Consider the following 13,764-nt stretch of genomic DNA (forward strand, 5'->3'; position numbering starts at 1 on the left):
GTTGGTCAAGAGCGTTTTGCTTACTTTTGCGCTTTTCAAAAGTGAGCCGCTGTAAGAGCGGAACCAATCTCAGCCATCACCAAAATAACGGATATTCACCCACCACCGGCCGTAATAAACCGCCGCGCCAAAAAACCATACAACAGATACCCAAACGCCAATACCAGCGTCGCACCAAACACCGCCTCCTCACCACACGCGTAAATCGCATACAGCGAATACCCCACGGCAATCAGCAACACCGTGGTATTGCGCGCATACACCACCGCCGCCACCCGCGCTTTGTGCATCATCACCAGCAGCCCGGTCAGCGCGGTGACGTAAGGAATCAAATTGGTCACCACCGCCAGGTTCACCAACTTGCCGAACTGCGCACTGGCTGTGGGCGAGATGGTCGACAAGGCAATCAAGCTCTGCAACGCCGCGCAGGCAATCAGCCCCAACACCGGCGCGTGGGCGCGGCTGACCCGGCTGAAGAAGCGCGGAAACAGACGCTGGTCCGCCGACATCTTGGCCGTTTGCGCCAAGGTGAATTGCCAGCCCAACAGCGAACCAATACACGCCACCACCGCCAGCGCCATGATGATGTCGCCCACCAGCGGCGTGAAAATCTGCGCGTACACCAAGGCAAACGGCGCAGAAGACTCGGCCAGTTCAGCGTTGGGCACGATGCCCTGAATCACTGTGGTCGACAGCACATACACCAGCGCCGCGCCGAGGGTGCCCAGCAGGCAGGCCAGCGGCACGGTGCGCTTGGGGTCTTCCACCGCGTCATAGCCCTGGGCAGCGGACTCCATGCCGAGGAAGGCCCAGAGGGTCAGCGGGATACTCGCGCCAATCGCATCCCACAGTTGCAGTTGGTTGGGGTTCCAGGCATTGCTGAACACCTCGGCCTTGAAATAGAACCAGCCGATCACGCTCAAGCCCGCCACGGGAATGATCACGCCCCACACCGTGATCACGCCGATCCGCCCGGTCAGGCGCGGCCCGCCGAAGTTGGCCACGGTAGTCAGCCAGATCAGCCCGAGGGTGCCGATGAATAAGGGGATGGGGCCGCTGCCCAGCCACGGGATGAAGGACGACAGGTAGCCCACCGCCGAAATCGCAATCGCCACATTGGCGATGATCAGCGACAGGAAATACAGGAACGAACAGAGGAAGAACCCGGACTTGCCGTGGGCCTCTTCGGTGTAGGCCGACATGCCGCCGGTGCGGGTGCAGAAGAGGCCGCACTGGGCAAAACAGTACGCGATCGCCATCGAGCCCACGGCGGTGATCAGCCACGACAGCAGCGAAATCGCACCCAATTGCGCCATGCTGGCGGGCAGCATGATGATGCCCGAGCCCATCATGTTGATCGCCACCAGGGTGGTCAGGCCCATCAGGCTCATCTTTTTGCTTGGCTCGGCCATCGGCAACTCCTTGTCGTGGGGGCGTGCGATGGCAGGCTAGCACGTTGTGGTCAGCGTGCCTTCGGGCTCCGGTTTTCTCCGAGGATTCGCGCGGCATCGCGAGCCGGCGGCAGGCCGAACACCCGGGCGTAATCGCGGCTGAACTGAGTGGCGCTTTCATAGCCGACTTCGAAGGCGGCGCTGGTGACGTTCCTGGCGCCGCCCACCATCAGCGTGCGCGCCTGTAGCAGGCGCACGCGCTTCTGGTACTGCAACGGGCTCAGGTTGGTGACGGCCTTGAAGTGGCGGTGAAAGGCCGACACGCTCATTGCGGCTTTCTGTGCCAGGGCTTCGACCCGGATCGGTTCGGCGAAGTCTCGGCGGATCCACTGGATGGCCTGGCTCACCCGGGCCATGGCGGTGTCCGGCGCGGCGATTTCACGCAGCATCCAGCCGTGGGGGCCTTGCAATACGCGGTAGAGGATCTCGCGCTCGTATACCGGTGCGAGGGCTGTGATCGCCTCAGGGTTGCCCATCAGCCGCAGCATGCGCAGCCAGGCGTCCATCAGTTCGGGGGTGACGGCGGCCACGGAAAAACCCGCATCGTGGTCGTAGCGTCCGGCAGGTTTGGGCAAGTCGCTCAGCAGCGTCGCGAGTACCGTCGGGTCGAGGGTCAGGCTGACCGCCAGGTAGGGTTCGCCGGTCACCGCCGGGTGCACGGTGCCCACGGCGGGCAGTTCGATGGACATCACGAAATAGGTCGCCGGGTCGTATCGCAGCGTGCGATCACCCACCGTCATGGATTTGCTGCCCTGCAGGATCAGGTTGATCATCGGGTCGTACACCGCGGCCAGCATGTGCTCGGGAATCGCGCCCTGGACCATGGCCACCCGCGGGATGCCGGTTTCAGTGCGGCGATTTTCAGCCTTGGCGGCCAGGGTACGCAGTTCGATCAGTTGTGTGTTCATGCCGGGCATGCTGAGCGCCCAGGTGTGCCCTGTGCAAGCAAAAAGCAGAAACAGGCAGGTTTCGAGCAGGAACGGCTGCGTCGGCGCAGGCGCGCAAGCCTACTGTGGTGACTCATTTGAGCAAGCAGTGGAGCCACACATGGGCGTTATCCTCATTACCGGCGGCAGCCGTGGCATTGGTGCCAGTACCGCAGAACTGTGTGCCCGGCAAGGCATGGGCGTGATCCTGACCTACAACAATCATCCAGAGGCCGCCCAGGCGGTTGTGCAGCGAATCGTATCGTCGGGCGGCAAGGCGGTCGCGCTGCCATTGGACGTGGCCGACATCAGTTCCTTCCAAGGTTTTGGCGAGGCGGTAAAGCAGGCGTTATCGGCCACCTGGGGTGTGAGTGGGTTGAATGGCCTGGTGAATAACGCCGGTTATGGACTGTTCAATCCCCTGGAATCGGTCACCGAGGCTCAGTTCGACGGCCTGCTGAATGTGCACCTCAAAGGGCCGTTTTTCCTGACTCAAGCCCTGTTGCCGCTGCTGCAAGTCCACGCCTGCATCGTCAACCTCACCAGCGCGACAACTCGCGTCGCCACCGCTGGCGTAGCACCTTACGCAGCCTTCAAGGGCGCGCTGGATGTACTCACCCGTTACATGGCCAAGGAGTTTGGCGAGCGGCAGATCCGTGCGAATGCCGTCTCTCCAGGCGCCATCCGCACCGAACTGGGCGGCGGGCTCAATGATGAGTTCGAAGCGCTGCTGGCTGCACAAACCGCCCTTGGTCGGGTTGGGGAGCCAGAGGACGTGGCGCGTGTGATCGCCATGTTGCTGTCTGACGAAGGCCGCTGGATCAATGCCCAGACGATCGAGGTCGCGGGCGGCTACATCATCTGAAGAGCGAGGCGACAGCATGCTGGATCATATCTTTTTGTCGGTCAGCGACATTCAACGCTCCATCGATTTCTACCAGGCCGCACTGGCGCCGCTGGGCATCACCACGCGCCACGACTACGACGGCAAGGACGGCCCGCCGGGCCACCCGGACCTCAAGGGGTTCGGCGCGAACGGGCGGATCTTCTTCTGGTTGCGCGAGGGCGCGGTCGAGGGCAGGGCGGTGCATGTGGGGTTCGTCGCCGGCAGCCGGGTCGAGGTCGATGCGGCTTACCTGGCGGCGATGAACGCGGGCGCCGTCGACAATGGAGCCCCTGGGGCACGATTGCACTATGACCCGAACTACTACGCGGCCAACGTGCTGGACCCTGACGGCTACAGCCTGGAATTTGTCTACAAGAACTGGCAGCACGTCCAATGAAAACCTTAATGATCTACGGCGCCACGGGCTACACCGGACGCATGGCGGCCGAAAACGCCAAGGCACACGGGCTGGACCTGGTGATCGCCGGGCGCAACCGCCAACGGCTGGAACCGCTGGCTGCGCAACTGGGTGTGCCGTACCGAGTATTCAGCCCGGACACCCTGGAAACGGACGCCCTGGATGGCATCGACGTGCTGTTGAACTTCGCGGGGCCGTTTGCGCAGACGGCGGGCGCGCTGATGCAGGCGTGTATTGCAGCAGGCGTCGACTACCTGGACATCACCGCCGAAATCAACGTTTACCGCTTGGCAAGGCAACTGGGCGCGCGTGCAGCTGAGGCAGGCGTCATGCTGTTGCCCGGGGTTGGCTGGGACGTGGTGCCGACGGATTGTCTGGCGATGCATGTGGCGCGCCGTGTTCAGAACCCGCAGTCGCTGAAAGTCGCGCTGCAGGTCGCCGGTCCCATGTCTCGGGGCTCGGCCTTGAGCGTGGGTGAAATCATCGGTGCGGGGCTCCTGGTGCGGGTGGACGGGCAGCTCATCGCTACCCCGGATGCACAACCGCAGTTCATGGATTTTGGCGATGGCCCGGTACTGTGTGCGCCGCTGTCCTTTGGTGATTTGGTGACGGCGTGGCATTCCACGGGCATCCCGAATATCGCCATGTTCGTGCACATCAGCGGCGATGCGTTTCCCGAGGGTGACCTGTCACAACTGCCCGACGGCCCCAGTCTTCAACAGCGTGAGGCCCATCGTGCCCGGGCAGTGGCAGAAGTCACAGGGGCCGATGGCCGGGTGGTGCGCTCGGTGATCGAGACCGTCAACGGCTACACCTACACGCCATTGGCGGCGGTGGAGGCGGCACGCCGGGTGTTGGCCGGTGAACGCCAACCGGGGTTCGCAACGCCGGGGCGAGTGTTGGGTATGGGGTTTGCCGAAACCATCGCGGGTACCACGATTATTGACGTGTAAGCCAATCACCGGACCCTCGTCACCCGCCAGGCGCCTTGAACCTGGCGGCATCACGCCCCGGCGGCAAGCCAAATAGCCGGGCATATTCGCGGCTGAACTGTGAGGCGCTTTCATAACCGACGCTGAATGCAATTGACGCAGCATCCTTGGTGTCGAACAGCAGCAACCAGCGTGCCCTGAGCAGGCGCAGGCGTTTCTGGTACTGAATCGGGGTCATGGCCGTAATGGCTTTGAAGTGCCGATAGAACGCCGCGACGCTCATGTCGGACATGGCGGCCAATGGCTCAACGCGAAAGGGTTGATTGAAATGCTGGCGAATCCACTCGGTCGCGCGGCGGATCTGCGCCAGGCGGCCGTCGGGACGGGCCATGTCCAGTAACGTTGCCCGTAGCGGGCCCTGCAAGACCCGAAACAGAATCTCCCGCTCGATCATCGGCGCCAATACCGCAACTTCGCTGGGCCGGTCCATCAGCCGCAGCATGCGCAGCCAGGCATCGATCAGCTCGGCGGGTGCAGGTACGGCGGCAAAGCAACTGTCGGTCGTGCGCTCGCCGGTTTCGATCTCGTCGGCCAATAGCGTGGCGATCACGTTGTGGTCCAGGGTCAGGCTCAGAGCCAGATAAGGCAGCCCCGGGGCGCAGGGGTGAATCTGGCCGGTGGCGGGTACCTCGACGGGCACCACGAAATAGCTGGCGGGCCCGTAGGTTTGCTCCTGGTCACCTATCCACAAGGTCTTCGAACCTTGCAGGACCAGGTGCAGCATCGGCTGGTAGACCTGATCGGCACAGGCTTCGGCCCGCACCATCGTCACACGCGGCAAGCCGGTATCAGTCCATTGGTTGCCAGCACGCATGACCAGGCTGCGCAGTTCATCGAGTTGATTGTTCATGGCGTTGAACATGAGGCACGCCGCCGGGCAACGCAAGCCAGGCGAGAAGAATAGGCAAGCACGGGAGAAGAACCGGCAACCGCTGCATCCGCTGCGGCCTGAATACTGTAGGCAAGCGGTATCACTTATCCTTTGGAAGGTCACATCATGAAGCTCGACGGAAAAATCGCAGTTGTTACCGGCGCCTCAAAAGGCATCGGCGCAGGTATCGCAAAGGCACTGGGCGCAGCGGGGGCCACGGTGGTGGTCAACTATTCATCCAGCAAAGCCGAGGCCGATGGGGTGGTGGCGCAGATCCAGGCCGACGGCGGCACCGCAATGAGTGTTCGGGCCGACATGAGCCTGGCAGCCGACGTGATTCAACTATTCGACACCATCAGAAGCGAATATGGTCGCCTGGACATCCTGGTCAATAATGCCGGTGTCGCGGTGTTCCAGATGATCGAGGACTTGACCGAAGAGGCGTTCCATCGCCAGTTCAACCTCAATGTACTGGGGTATCTCCTGGCTGCTCGGGAAGCCGTCAAGTTGTTTGGCCAAGGGGGCAGCATCATTAATATCAGCTCGATCCTCAGCACCGATCCCTACCTGGCCTCCAGCGTCTACTCGGCGACCAAAGGCGCGGTGGATACGCTGACCTTCGCCTTGGCGCGTGAACTGGGGCCGAAGGGGATCCGGGTCAATTCGATCCTTCCGGGGCATACAAATACGCCGGCCACCGCCGGCAATTTTGCCGGTGAATTTGGCCAGCAGCTTATCGCGGGCACGCCGCTGGGGCGCTTTGGCGAGCCGGATGATATCGCGCCGGTTGCGGTGTTCCTGGCGTCCGACGACGCCCATTGGGTCACCGGCGAATCCATTCGCGTTTCGGGTGGGGTGCGTGGCGTGGGTTACTGATCAACGCAGGGCGGATCAGGCGGCCTGCGGCTGCATCCGCCATTCACCTTCCATATCCTTGACCAACCCACTGGCCAGCAACAGCGGTGCCACGCGCTTGTGCAATTGCGGCTCGACAAACTCTTTCACCGTGTCCAGCCCCAGCGCGCCGCTCAACGGCAGCTCGGCCTTGGTGTAAGACAACCAGGCTTTCTTCAGTATCAACAGCACGTCGCTGCCGGCGGTGGAGGCGAAGCGACGGTGGTTTTTTTTGCCGTCGAAATCGAAGGTGTGCTGAAACTCGTAACCGGCCTCGCTGCACTCGCTGGCGACGCAGCGGATGCAGGTGCAGGGGCCATCGCCGAAAGCGCTGCGCAGGTAGTTGTTGAAGTCCACCACGGGCTTGAGTGACAGGCGCTTATCCACCTCGAACAGGTCCCCGGTCATTTTTTCGTCAGTGTTCAAGGTCCATTTCCTCGCAGCGGTTTTTTCAAGGGCGGCACGATACCAGCCGAAGGGCGTGGGCGGGTAGTTTTTGGTCGCCTCAGTGGGGACGTCCATTCGCCAATGCCCTTGTTACGGTGATCAGTCCGCCAGCTCATCCACCATCAGGTCGATAAAGCGCCGTACCCGAGGCTCCAGGAAGCGTTTGCTCGGGTACATCGCCAGAATCTCCACGTCTCCCGCGTCCAGGTTGGGCAACACGGGCACTAGGCGCCCGGCAGCCAGGTCCTCGGCCACCACGAAGTCCGGCAGCAAGGCGATGCCCAGCCCGGACACGGCAGCGTCGCGCAGTGCTTCGCCGCTGTCCAGGCGCAGGCGGCTGCGCCCGTACGCCTTGACCCAGGTGCCATCCGATTCGCGAAAGCGCCAGCTTTGCTTGCGCGTGCGGCTGCTGAAATACAGGCAGTCGTGGTGGGCGAGGGCGTCCATGTCCCGGGGTATGCCGCGCTCGGCGAGATAGTCCGGTGCGGCGCACAGCAGCGCCTGATAACGAGCGACCACCCGGGAAACCAGTTGGCGGTCGGTGTTGGCGCTGCCGATGCGGATGGCCAGGTCGAAGCCGTCCTCGACGATATCGGCGGTGCGGTCGCTGAAACTGACTTCCACCTGCACCTCGGGCCAGGCGTGCAGGTATTTCTTCAACAACGGCAGCAACACCTTGCGCCCGAACGCATCGGGCAGCGTAAGCCGCAATAAACCGCGCGGTACCCCGGTGGGCTGGCCGATGCGGCTTTGGGCGTTGTCCACTGCGGCGAGGATCTCCAGACCCTGGTCATACAGCGCGCGGCCTTCGTCGGTGAGGCTCAAGGTGCGGGTGGTGCGGTTCAACAGGCGCACACCAAGGCTGTCCTCCAGGCGCGCCACGGCTTTGCCGGCCGCCGAGCGCGTCAGCCCCATGGCCTGGCCACCGGCGACGAAGCTGGCGCCATCGACCACCGCCATGAAGATCAGCATCTCGTTGAGGTTGGTGCGCAGCATGCAGAGTGGCTCCGGGGATGACATCAGGCACAGGCGCGCAATATAGCAGCGCCGGCGGGCAGTGTTTTTCGTATATCCATAGATCGCGATATTCTTTTTCGCACTGTACGCGGGCCGCTACGCTCGCAACCCTTCTCAACCTCGCGGCAGCGTTCTCATGATAATAAAACGACCCACCCTGACGCTCCTGGCAGCAGCCAGTGCGCTCCTCAGCCTTGGTGCACACGCCGAAGGCAAGATCAGCATCGCCCAGCAATTCGGCATCGGCTACTTGATCCTCGACGTGGTTCGTGACCAGAACCTGATCGAGAAACACGGCAAGGAGCAGGGCCTGGACATCAAGGTGGAGTGGAACAGTATCTCCGGCGCCACCGCGATGAACGAGTCGCTGCTGGCCGGCGCGCTGGACGTGGTGTCGGCAGGTGTGCCGCCGATGCTGACGCTGTGGGACCGCACCAAGGGCAAGCAGAACGTCAAGGCCATCGCCTCGCTGGGCTCGATGCCCAACTACCTGCTGACCAATAACCCGGATGTGAAGACCCTCAAGGACTTCAGCGAAAAAGACCGCATCGCCGTACCGGCCGCGGGCGTGGGCTTCCAGTCGCGTACCTTGCAGATTGAAACCGCCAAGCAGTTCGGGAACGACAACTACAAGAAGTTCGACGATATCTCCATCAGCCTGGCGCACCCGGACGCGACCGCCGCGTTGATTGCCGGCGGTTCGGAGATCAACGCGCATTTTTCCAGCCCGCCCTTCCAGTACCAGGAGTTGTTGAATCCCAAGGTGCACAAGGTGCTGAGTTCCTACGACATTCTCGGCGGCCCGGCGACGTTCAATGTGCTGTACACCACCGAGAAATTCCACGACGAGAACCCCAAGACCTACAAGGCGTTCTATGACGCGTTGGCCGAGGCCGAGAAAATCATCAAGGCCGACAAGCCGGCAGCGGCCCAGGCTTACATTCGTGTAGAGCAGTCGAAGCTACCGCTGGCGCTGGTGGAGAAAATCGTCCAGGACCCGGAAATCGACTTCACCATCGTGCCGCAGCGTACCTATATCTATGCCGAGAAATTGCAGGAGTTGGGCGTGTTGAAGAACAAGGCGGGGAGCTGGAAGGATTACTTCTTTGAAGAGGCGCACGGCGGGAACGGCAGCTGACTCCATTCTGAATTGAAACGCACACAAAAATGTGGGAGCGGGCTTGCTCGCGAATGCGGTGGGTCAGTCGATACATGTGCTGGCTGAACCACCGCATTCGCGAGCAAGCCCGCTCCCACATTGGATCTGCGGTGTTTTCAGGTTCCCGCCAGGTTGCTCTTGATCCAGTCGTACAAGTGATTCCCCTCGCTCGACAACTCGCTGTTGGCCCGCCGGCACAGGTAGTACTGGCGGCCATCATCGACCTGTAGATCAAACAGCTTCACCAACTCCCCATTTGCCACATGCGGCGCAACCAGTGGCGCGCGCAGCAGTGAGCAGCCCAATCCGGTCAGCGTGGCCGTCAGCGCCAACTGACCATCCTCCAGCAGCAAACCATTCAACGCGGTCCCGTGATGCACGTCGGCGGCCTGGAACCATTGGCTCCAGGTGCCGCGCTCTTCGTCGTGCAACAGCGGTAATTCACTCAGCGCCTCAGGTGTGTCGATCGGCCCGTGTTGCTCCAGGAATGCGCGGCTGCAATACGGCGTCACCGCCCCGGAAATCAGCGGCTCGCTGTGGTACCCCGGCCAGTGCCCGGTGCCGAAGCGGATCGATAAATCGGCAGCGTCGCTGGGGTAGCTGCGGTGGTTGGCGTAGGTGACGTTGATGTCCAGCGCCGGGTGGTCCTTGAGGAACTGTGCCAGGCGCGGGATGAACAGGTTGATGCCGAACAGCGGGATCAGGCTGATGGTGACCTGGCGTGTGGCGCTTTTTTCCCGCACGTGTTCGGTGGCGCTGCGCAGTACGGCGAAGGCCGAGCGAATTGCGCGGTAGTACTCGCGGCCTTCTTCGGTGAGCACCAGGTTGCGGCCCTGGCGCAAGGTCAGCGGTTGCTGCAGAAAGCTTTCCAGCAGGTGCAGTTGATGGCTGACGGCGGAGGGCGACACGTCCAGCTCGCGGGCGGCGGAATTCACTCCGCCGTGGCGGGCAAACGCTTCGAAGGTGCGCACGGCACGCAACGGCGGGTCATTGGCTAACTGTTCTAAATTATTCATGTGTTGAATTAAATACTAAGTGAGATGGCAAATAAAGAGCCATAAATGCCGTATTTATGGCGGTTATAGCGCTTTATGCGTTTGGCATAACCATATGAATTTCTGATATTTGATAAAAACAGAATAGATGCTTAGTGTGCCGCCCTCGTCAGTAGTGAGGTCGATGGTTTCCATGGATGCGTTTATCCAGCAACTGCTCAATGGTTTGATGACGGGCAGTCTCTACGCGCTAGTGGCCTTGGGTTACACCATGGTCTACGGCATTTTGCGGATCATCAATTTTGCCCACGGCGATGTGTTGATGATTGGCGCTTTGGTGGGCCTCTCGGTGATTCGCCTGTTGCAGGTGACATGGCCGGCGATGCCGCCGGTGCTGGTGCTGCTGGCAGCCACTGTGATTGCCATGGCGTTCTGCGCGGTACTCGCGGTGCTGATTGAGCGGGTCGCTTACCGGCGCCTGCGCAATGCGCCGCGCCTGGCGCCATTGATCAGCGGCATCGGGGTGTCGTTGTTGCTGCAAACCATCGCCATGTTGGTGTGGACGCGTAACCCGCAGATGTTCCCGCAACTGCTGCCGCTGGAACCGATTGAAGTGCTCGCGGGCGCTTCGGCGCATCCGGCGATCACCAACGCTACCGCCCTGACCACCATTGCCGTCGCACTGTCGGTAATGGTCGCGCTGCTGGTGCTGGTGGAACGCACACGCTTTGGTCGGGCCATGCGCGCAGTGGCCGAGAACCCGCAGGTGGCGAGCCTGATGGGCATCAACCCGAATCGCATCATCGTGCTGACCTTTGCCATTGGCGGCGCCCTGGCGGCATTGGCCGGAATCATGATGGCGAGCAACTACGGCAGCGCGCATTTCTACATGGGTTTCCTGCCGGGCATCAAGGCGTTCACCGCAGCCGTATTGGGCGGCATCGGCAACCTCAAGGGCGCGATGCTTGGCGGCCTGCTGCTGGGGTTGATCGAGGCCCTGGGTACCGGCTACCTGGGCGCTGCCACCCAGGGTGTGTTCGGCAGCAATTACCAGGATGTGTTTGCCTTTATCGTGTTGATCGCGGTGCTGGTGTTTCGTCCTTCGGGGCTGTTGGGCGAACGACTGGCGACCCGCGCATGAGTGTCCTGAATACCTCCCGCCAGCGCGCCAGCTTCGGCCTTGTATTGTTCGCCGTGGCGCTGGTGCTGGCGCCGTGGATTGTCGGGCATGCCGGTGGCAACACTTGGGTGCGCACCCTCGATTTCGCGTTGCTGTACATCATGCTGGCCCTGGGCCTGAACATCGTCGTGGGTTACGCCGGGCTGCTGGACATGGGTTTTATCGCGTTCTACGCAGTGGGCGCGTACCTCGCCGCATTGCTGTCCTCGCCGCATCTGTTGCAGCAATTCCCGGCGCTGATGGCGCTGCTGCCGGCGGGCATGCACACCTCGATCTGGTTGATCCTGCCCTTGGCCGCGTTGCTGGCGGCGGGCTTTGGCGTGTTGTTGGGCGCACCGACCTTGCGCCTGCGCGGTGATTACCTGGCCATCGTGACCCTGGGCTTTGGTGAAATCATCCGCATATTGCTGCGCAACCTGGATCGCCCGGTGAACATCACCAACGGGCCCAAAGGTATTTCCCAGGTCGACCCGGTCAACCTGCTGGGGATCAACCTCGGGCGCACCCAGGAGCTGTTCGGCCTGCGCCTGCCTTCGGTCTATCTGTACTACTACCTGTTCGCCGCGCTGGTGGTGCTGATCCTGTTTGCCTGCATTCGCCTGGAGCGTTCACGCATCGGGCGGGCCTGGGTGGCGATTCGTGAAGATGAGGAAGCGGCCCAGGCCATGGGCGTCAACACCCTGCGCTTGAAGCTGTTGGCGTTCGCCATCGGTGCCGGGTTTGGCGGCGTGAGCGGGGCGTTGTTCGCCTCGTTCCAGGGCTTTGTCTCGCCGGAGTCCTTCACTCTCAATGAGTCCATCGCGGTGCTGGCGATGGTGGTGCTCGGCGGCATGGGCCATATCCCCGGGGTGATTCTCGGCTGCGTATTGCTGGCGGCGTTGCCCGAAGCCTTGCGCGCGAGCATGGGCCCGTTGCAGCAGGCGCTGTTCGGCCAGGTGCTGGTGGACCCGGAAATCATTCGTCAGTTGTTCTACGGGCTCGCGCTGATCCTGGCGATGCTCTATCGACCGGCAGGCCTGTGGCCAAAAGGAGTGGCGCGATGAATCAGCCGCTGTTGCAGATTGACCAGGTGAACAAGCGCTTCGGCGGCGTGGCGGCGCTCACCGACGTGAGCCTGAGCATCCAGCCTGGGGAGATCTATGGCTTGATCGGCCCCAATGGCGCCGGTAAAACCACCTTCTTCAACGTGATGACCGGCCTGTATACCCCGGATTCCGGGCGCTTCCAGCTCGACGGCGAGGACTACAAGCCGGCCAGCGTGCACCAGGTGGCCCAGGCCGGCATCGCCCGGACCTTCCAGAATATCCGCCTGTTCAACACCATGAGCGCGTTGGAAAACGTCATGGTCGGCCGCCATGTGCGCACCCGCAATGGCGTGTGGGCCGCCTTGAGTCGCCATCGTCGAGCCCGGGAAGAAGAAGCGCAAACCCGCGCCCATGCCCATCGCCTGTTGGCGTATGTCGGGCTGGCGGGGTTCGCCAATTACCGCGCCGACAGCCTGTCCTACGGCCATCAACGCCGACTGGAAATCGCCCGGGCCCTGGCCACTGAACCACGTTTGCTGGCCCTCGACGAGCCGGCCGCCGGGATGAACGCTGCCGAGAAAGTGCAACTGCGCGGCCTGCTGGAAAAGATCCGCGACGACGGCCACACGCTGCTGCTGATCGAGCATGACGTGAAGCTGGTGATGGGGGTGTGCGACCGCATCAGCGTGCTCGATTACGGCCAGGTGATCGCGGTGGGCGCGCCTGCCGAGGTGCGCCGCGACCCGGCGGTGATCCAGGCCTATCTGGGAGCCAGCGCCCATGTCTGAACCTTTATTGAAAGTCGACGGCTTGCAGGTGCGCTACGGCGCCATCGAAGCGGTCAAGTCCCTGGATTTACACATCGGCGAAGGCGAGCGAGTGACGTTGATCGGTGCCAACGGTGCCGGCAAGACCTCCAGCCTCAAGGCCCTGACCGGATTGCTGCCGGCAGCGGCGGGGCAGATTCACTTCGCCGGGCGTTCGATCCTCGGCCAGGCGCCGGACCAATTGCTGCGCCAGGGCATTGCGATGGTACCGGAAGGGCGCGGGATCTTTGCACGCATGAGCGTCCTGGAAAACCTCCAGGCCGGGGCCTTCCTGCGTCGTGACACCGAGCAGGTGAACCGCGAGATCCGCCAGTTGTTCGAGCACTTCCCGCGTCTGGAGGAGCGCCTGCAGCAGTCCGCCGGCCTGCTCTCCGGTGGCGAGCAACAGATGCTCGCGCTGGCCCGGGCGCTGCTCTCCAAGCCGCGCTTGCTGGTGCTGGACGAACCGTCCATGGGCCTGGCGCCGATCATGGTGGAGAAGATCTTCCAGGTGATCGACGACGTGTGCCGCCAGGGCATGACCCTGCTGCTGGTGGAGCAGAACGCCCGGCTCGCGCTGCAGGTCACCGACCGTGCCTATGTGATGGACACCGGGCGCATCAGCCTCACTGGCCCGTCCCATGAATTACTCGACCACCCCGAGGTGCGCAGTGCCTACCTCGGTGAATGAATCAAC

General features: G+C 62.4%; 15 protein-coding genes. 9 read left to right on the forward strand and 6 right to left on the reverse strand.

Features of this window, described 5'->3' with window-relative positions; all coding sequences use genetic code 11:
- Positions 1-95: 95 nt before the first annotated feature.
- On the reverse strand, positions 96-1,412 hold the full coding sequence (potE, locus tag HX805_RS18750) for a putrescine-ornithine antiporter (RefSeq protein WP_177117170.1): 1,317 nt from the start codon (positions 1,410-1,412) through the stop codon (positions 96-98).
- A 50-nt stretch (positions 1,413-1,462) separates the two neighbouring features.
- Positions 1,463-2,359, reverse strand: coding sequence for an AraC family transcriptional regulator (locus tag HX805_RS18755; RefSeq protein ID WP_174717787.1), 897 nt, complete (start codon positions 2,357-2,359; stop codon positions 1,463-1,465).
- A 139-nt stretch (positions 2,360-2,498) separates the two neighbouring features.
- On the opposite strand from HX805_RS18755, the gene HX805_RS18760 reads away from it, so the two are divergent.
- The 3 genes from HX805_RS18760 to HX805_RS18770 are packed head-to-tail and all read left to right on the forward strand — an operon-like array spanning position 2,499 to position 4,634.
- Positions 2,499-3,242, forward strand: coding sequence for an SDR family NAD(P)-dependent oxidoreductase (locus HX805_RS18760; protein WP_177117171.1), 744 nt, complete (start codon positions 2,499-2,501; stop codon positions 3,240-3,242).
- Positions 3,243-3,258: 16 nt separating this feature from the next.
- Positions 3,259-3,660: a VOC family protein gene (locus HX805_RS18765; protein WP_177036027.1), complete on the forward strand. Its 402-nt coding sequence runs from the start codon at positions 3,259-3,261 to the stop codon at positions 3,658-3,660.
- Positions 3,657-4,634 (forward strand): trans-acting enoyl reductase family protein, encoded by a 978-nt coding sequence (locus HX805_RS18770; protein ID WP_177019462.1) that lies wholly within the window; start codon positions 3,657-3,659, stop codon positions 4,632-4,634. The genes HX805_RS18765 and HX805_RS18770 overlap by 4 nt, the downstream gene beginning before the upstream one ends.
- Before the next feature lie 19 nt (positions 4,635-4,653).
- Here the strand turns inward: HX805_RS18770 and HX805_RS18775 are convergent, their stop codons facing one another.
- Positions 4,654-5,523, reverse strand: coding sequence for an AraC family transcriptional regulator (locus HX805_RS18775; RefSeq protein WP_177022736.1), 870 nt, complete (start codon positions 5,521-5,523; stop codon positions 4,654-4,656).
- Positions 5,524-5,670: 147 nt separating this feature from the next.
- Between HX805_RS18775 and HX805_RS18780 the strand changes: the two genes are divergently transcribed.
- Positions 5,671-6,420: an SDR family NAD(P)-dependent oxidoreductase gene (locus HX805_RS18780; RefSeq protein ID WP_177117172.1), complete on the forward strand. Its 750-nt coding sequence runs from the start codon at positions 5,671-5,673 to the stop codon at positions 6,418-6,420.
- Between the two features lie 15 nt (positions 6,421-6,435).
- On the opposite strand, the gene HX805_RS18785 is transcribed toward HX805_RS18780, so the two are convergent.
- Together HX805_RS18785 and HX805_RS18790 are read right to left on the reverse strand one after the other, a co-directional pair.
- Positions 6,436-6,864, reverse strand: a complete 429-nt coding sequence (locus HX805_RS18785) for a hypothetical protein (protein ID WP_177117173.1) — start codon at positions 6,862-6,864, stop codon at positions 6,436-6,438.
- A gap of 120 nt (positions 6,865-6,984) precedes the next feature.
- On the reverse strand, positions 6,985-7,881 hold the full coding sequence (locus tag HX805_RS18790; RefSeq protein ID WP_177117174.1) for a LysR family transcriptional regulator: 897 nt from the start codon (positions 7,879-7,881) through the stop codon (positions 6,985-6,987).
- Positions 7,882-8,038: 157 nt separating this feature from the next.
- Here HX805_RS18790 and HX805_RS18795 point away from each other — a divergent pair, with 157 nt between their 5' ends.
- A complete protein-coding gene (locus tag HX805_RS18795) occupies positions 8,039-9,040 on the forward strand; it encodes an ABC transporter substrate-binding protein (protein WP_003207959.1) in 1,002 nt (333 codons plus the stop codon).
- A gap of 137 nt (positions 9,041-9,177) precedes the next feature.
- Here the strand turns inward: HX805_RS18795 and HX805_RS18800 are convergent, their stop codons facing one another.
- Positions 9,178-10,077: a LysR substrate-binding domain-containing protein gene (locus tag HX805_RS18800; RefSeq protein ID WP_177069015.1), complete on the reverse strand. Its 900-nt coding sequence runs from the start codon at positions 10,075-10,077 to the stop codon at positions 9,178-9,180.
- A 172-nt stretch (positions 10,078-10,249) separates the two neighbouring features.
- Here HX805_RS18800 and HX805_RS18805 point away from each other — a divergent pair, with 172 nt between their 5' ends.
- From HX805_RS18805 to HX805_RS18820, 4 genes are read left to right on the forward strand one after another with little or no spacing between them, the layout of a single operon-like run.
- Positions 10,250-11,197, forward strand: coding sequence for a branched-chain amino acid ABC transporter permease (locus tag HX805_RS18805; protein WP_003207963.1), 948 nt, complete (start codon positions 10,250-10,252; stop codon positions 11,195-11,197).
- On the forward strand, positions 11,194-12,279 hold the full coding sequence (locus tag HX805_RS18810; RefSeq protein WP_087694203.1) for an ABC transporter ATP-binding protein: 1,086 nt from the start codon (positions 11,194-11,196) through the stop codon (positions 12,277-12,279). Before HX805_RS18805 ends, HX805_RS18810 begins: the two co-directional genes overlap by 4 nt.
- A complete protein-coding gene (locus HX805_RS18815; RefSeq protein ID WP_102369348.1) occupies positions 12,276-13,049 on the forward strand; it encodes an ABC transporter ATP-binding protein in 774 nt (257 codons plus the stop codon). The genes HX805_RS18810 and HX805_RS18815 overlap by 4 nt, the downstream gene beginning before the upstream one ends.
- Positions 13,042-13,758 carry an ABC transporter ATP-binding protein gene (locus HX805_RS18820; RefSeq protein ID WP_008436935.1) on the forward strand — a complete coding sequence of 239 codons (717 nt, stop codon included), beginning with the start codon at positions 13,042-13,044 and terminating at the stop codon, positions 13,756-13,758. The genes HX805_RS18815 and HX805_RS18820 overlap by 8 nt, the downstream gene beginning before the upstream one ends.
- The last annotated feature ends 6 nt before the right edge of the window (positions 13,759-13,764 follow it).

This window comes from Pseudomonas sp. G5001, assembly GCF_013385475.1.
In the GTDB taxonomy this organism is placed as follows: Bacteria; Pseudomonadota; Gammaproteobacteria; order Pseudomonadales; family Pseudomonadaceae; genus Aquipseudomonas.

What these genes read in the sequence shown, in the direction of transcription:
- HX805_RS18770 (WP_177019462.1), top strand. Translation starts at nt 3,657, where the DNA reads ATGAAAACCTTAATGATCTACGGCGCCACGGGCTACACCGGACGCATG.
- HX805_RS18805 (WP_003207963.1), top strand. Translation starts at nt 10,250, where the DNA reads ATGGATGCGTTTATCCAGCAACTGCTCAATGGTTTGATGACGGGCAGT.
- HX805_RS18775 (WP_177022736.1), bottom strand. Translation starts at nt 5,523, where the DNA reads ATGAACAATCAACTCGATGAACTGCGCAGCCTGGTCATGCGTGCTGGC.
- HX805_RS18755 (WP_174717787.1), bottom strand. Translation starts at nt 2,359, where the DNA reads ATGAACACACAACTGATCGAACTGCGTACCCTGGCCGCCAAGGCTGAA.
- HX805_RS18810 (WP_087694203.1), top strand. Translation starts at nt 11,194, where the DNA reads ATGAGTGTCCTGAATACCTCCCGCCAGCGCGCCAGCTTCGGCCTTGTA.
- HX805_RS18815 (WP_102369348.1), top strand. Translation starts at nt 12,276, where the DNA reads ATGAATCAGCCGCTGTTGCAGATTGACCAGGTGAACAAGCGCTTCGGC.
- HX805_RS18790 (WP_177117174.1), bottom strand. Translation starts at nt 7,881, where the DNA reads ATGCTGCGCACCAACCTCAACGAGATGCTGATCTTCATGGCGGTGGTC.
- HX805_RS18760 (WP_177117171.1), top strand. Translation starts at nt 2,499, where the DNA reads ATGGGCGTTATCCTCATTACCGGCGGCAGCCGTGGCATTGGTGCCAGT.
- potE (WP_177117170.1), bottom strand. Translation starts at nt 1,412, where the DNA reads ATGGCCGAGCCAAGCAAAAAGATGAGCCTGATGGGCCTGACCACCCTG.
- HX805_RS18780 (WP_177117172.1), top strand. Translation starts at nt 5,671, where the DNA reads ATGAAGCTCGACGGAAAAATCGCAGTTGTTACCGGCGCCTCAAAAGGC.
- HX805_RS18765 (WP_177036027.1), top strand. Translation starts at nt 3,259, where the DNA reads ATGCTGGATCATATCTTTTTGTCGGTCAGCGACATTCAACGCTCCATC.
- HX805_RS18795 (WP_003207959.1), top strand. Translation starts at nt 8,039, where the DNA reads ATGATAATAAAACGACCCACCCTGACGCTCCTGGCAGCAGCCAGTGCG.
- HX805_RS18820 (WP_008436935.1), top strand. Translation starts at nt 13,042, where the DNA reads ATGTCTGAACCTTTATTGAAAGTCGACGGCTTGCAGGTGCGCTACGGC.
- HX805_RS18800 (WP_177069015.1), bottom strand. Translation starts at nt 10,077, where the DNA reads ATGAATAATTTAGAACAGTTAGCCAATGACCCGCCGTTGCGTGCCGTG.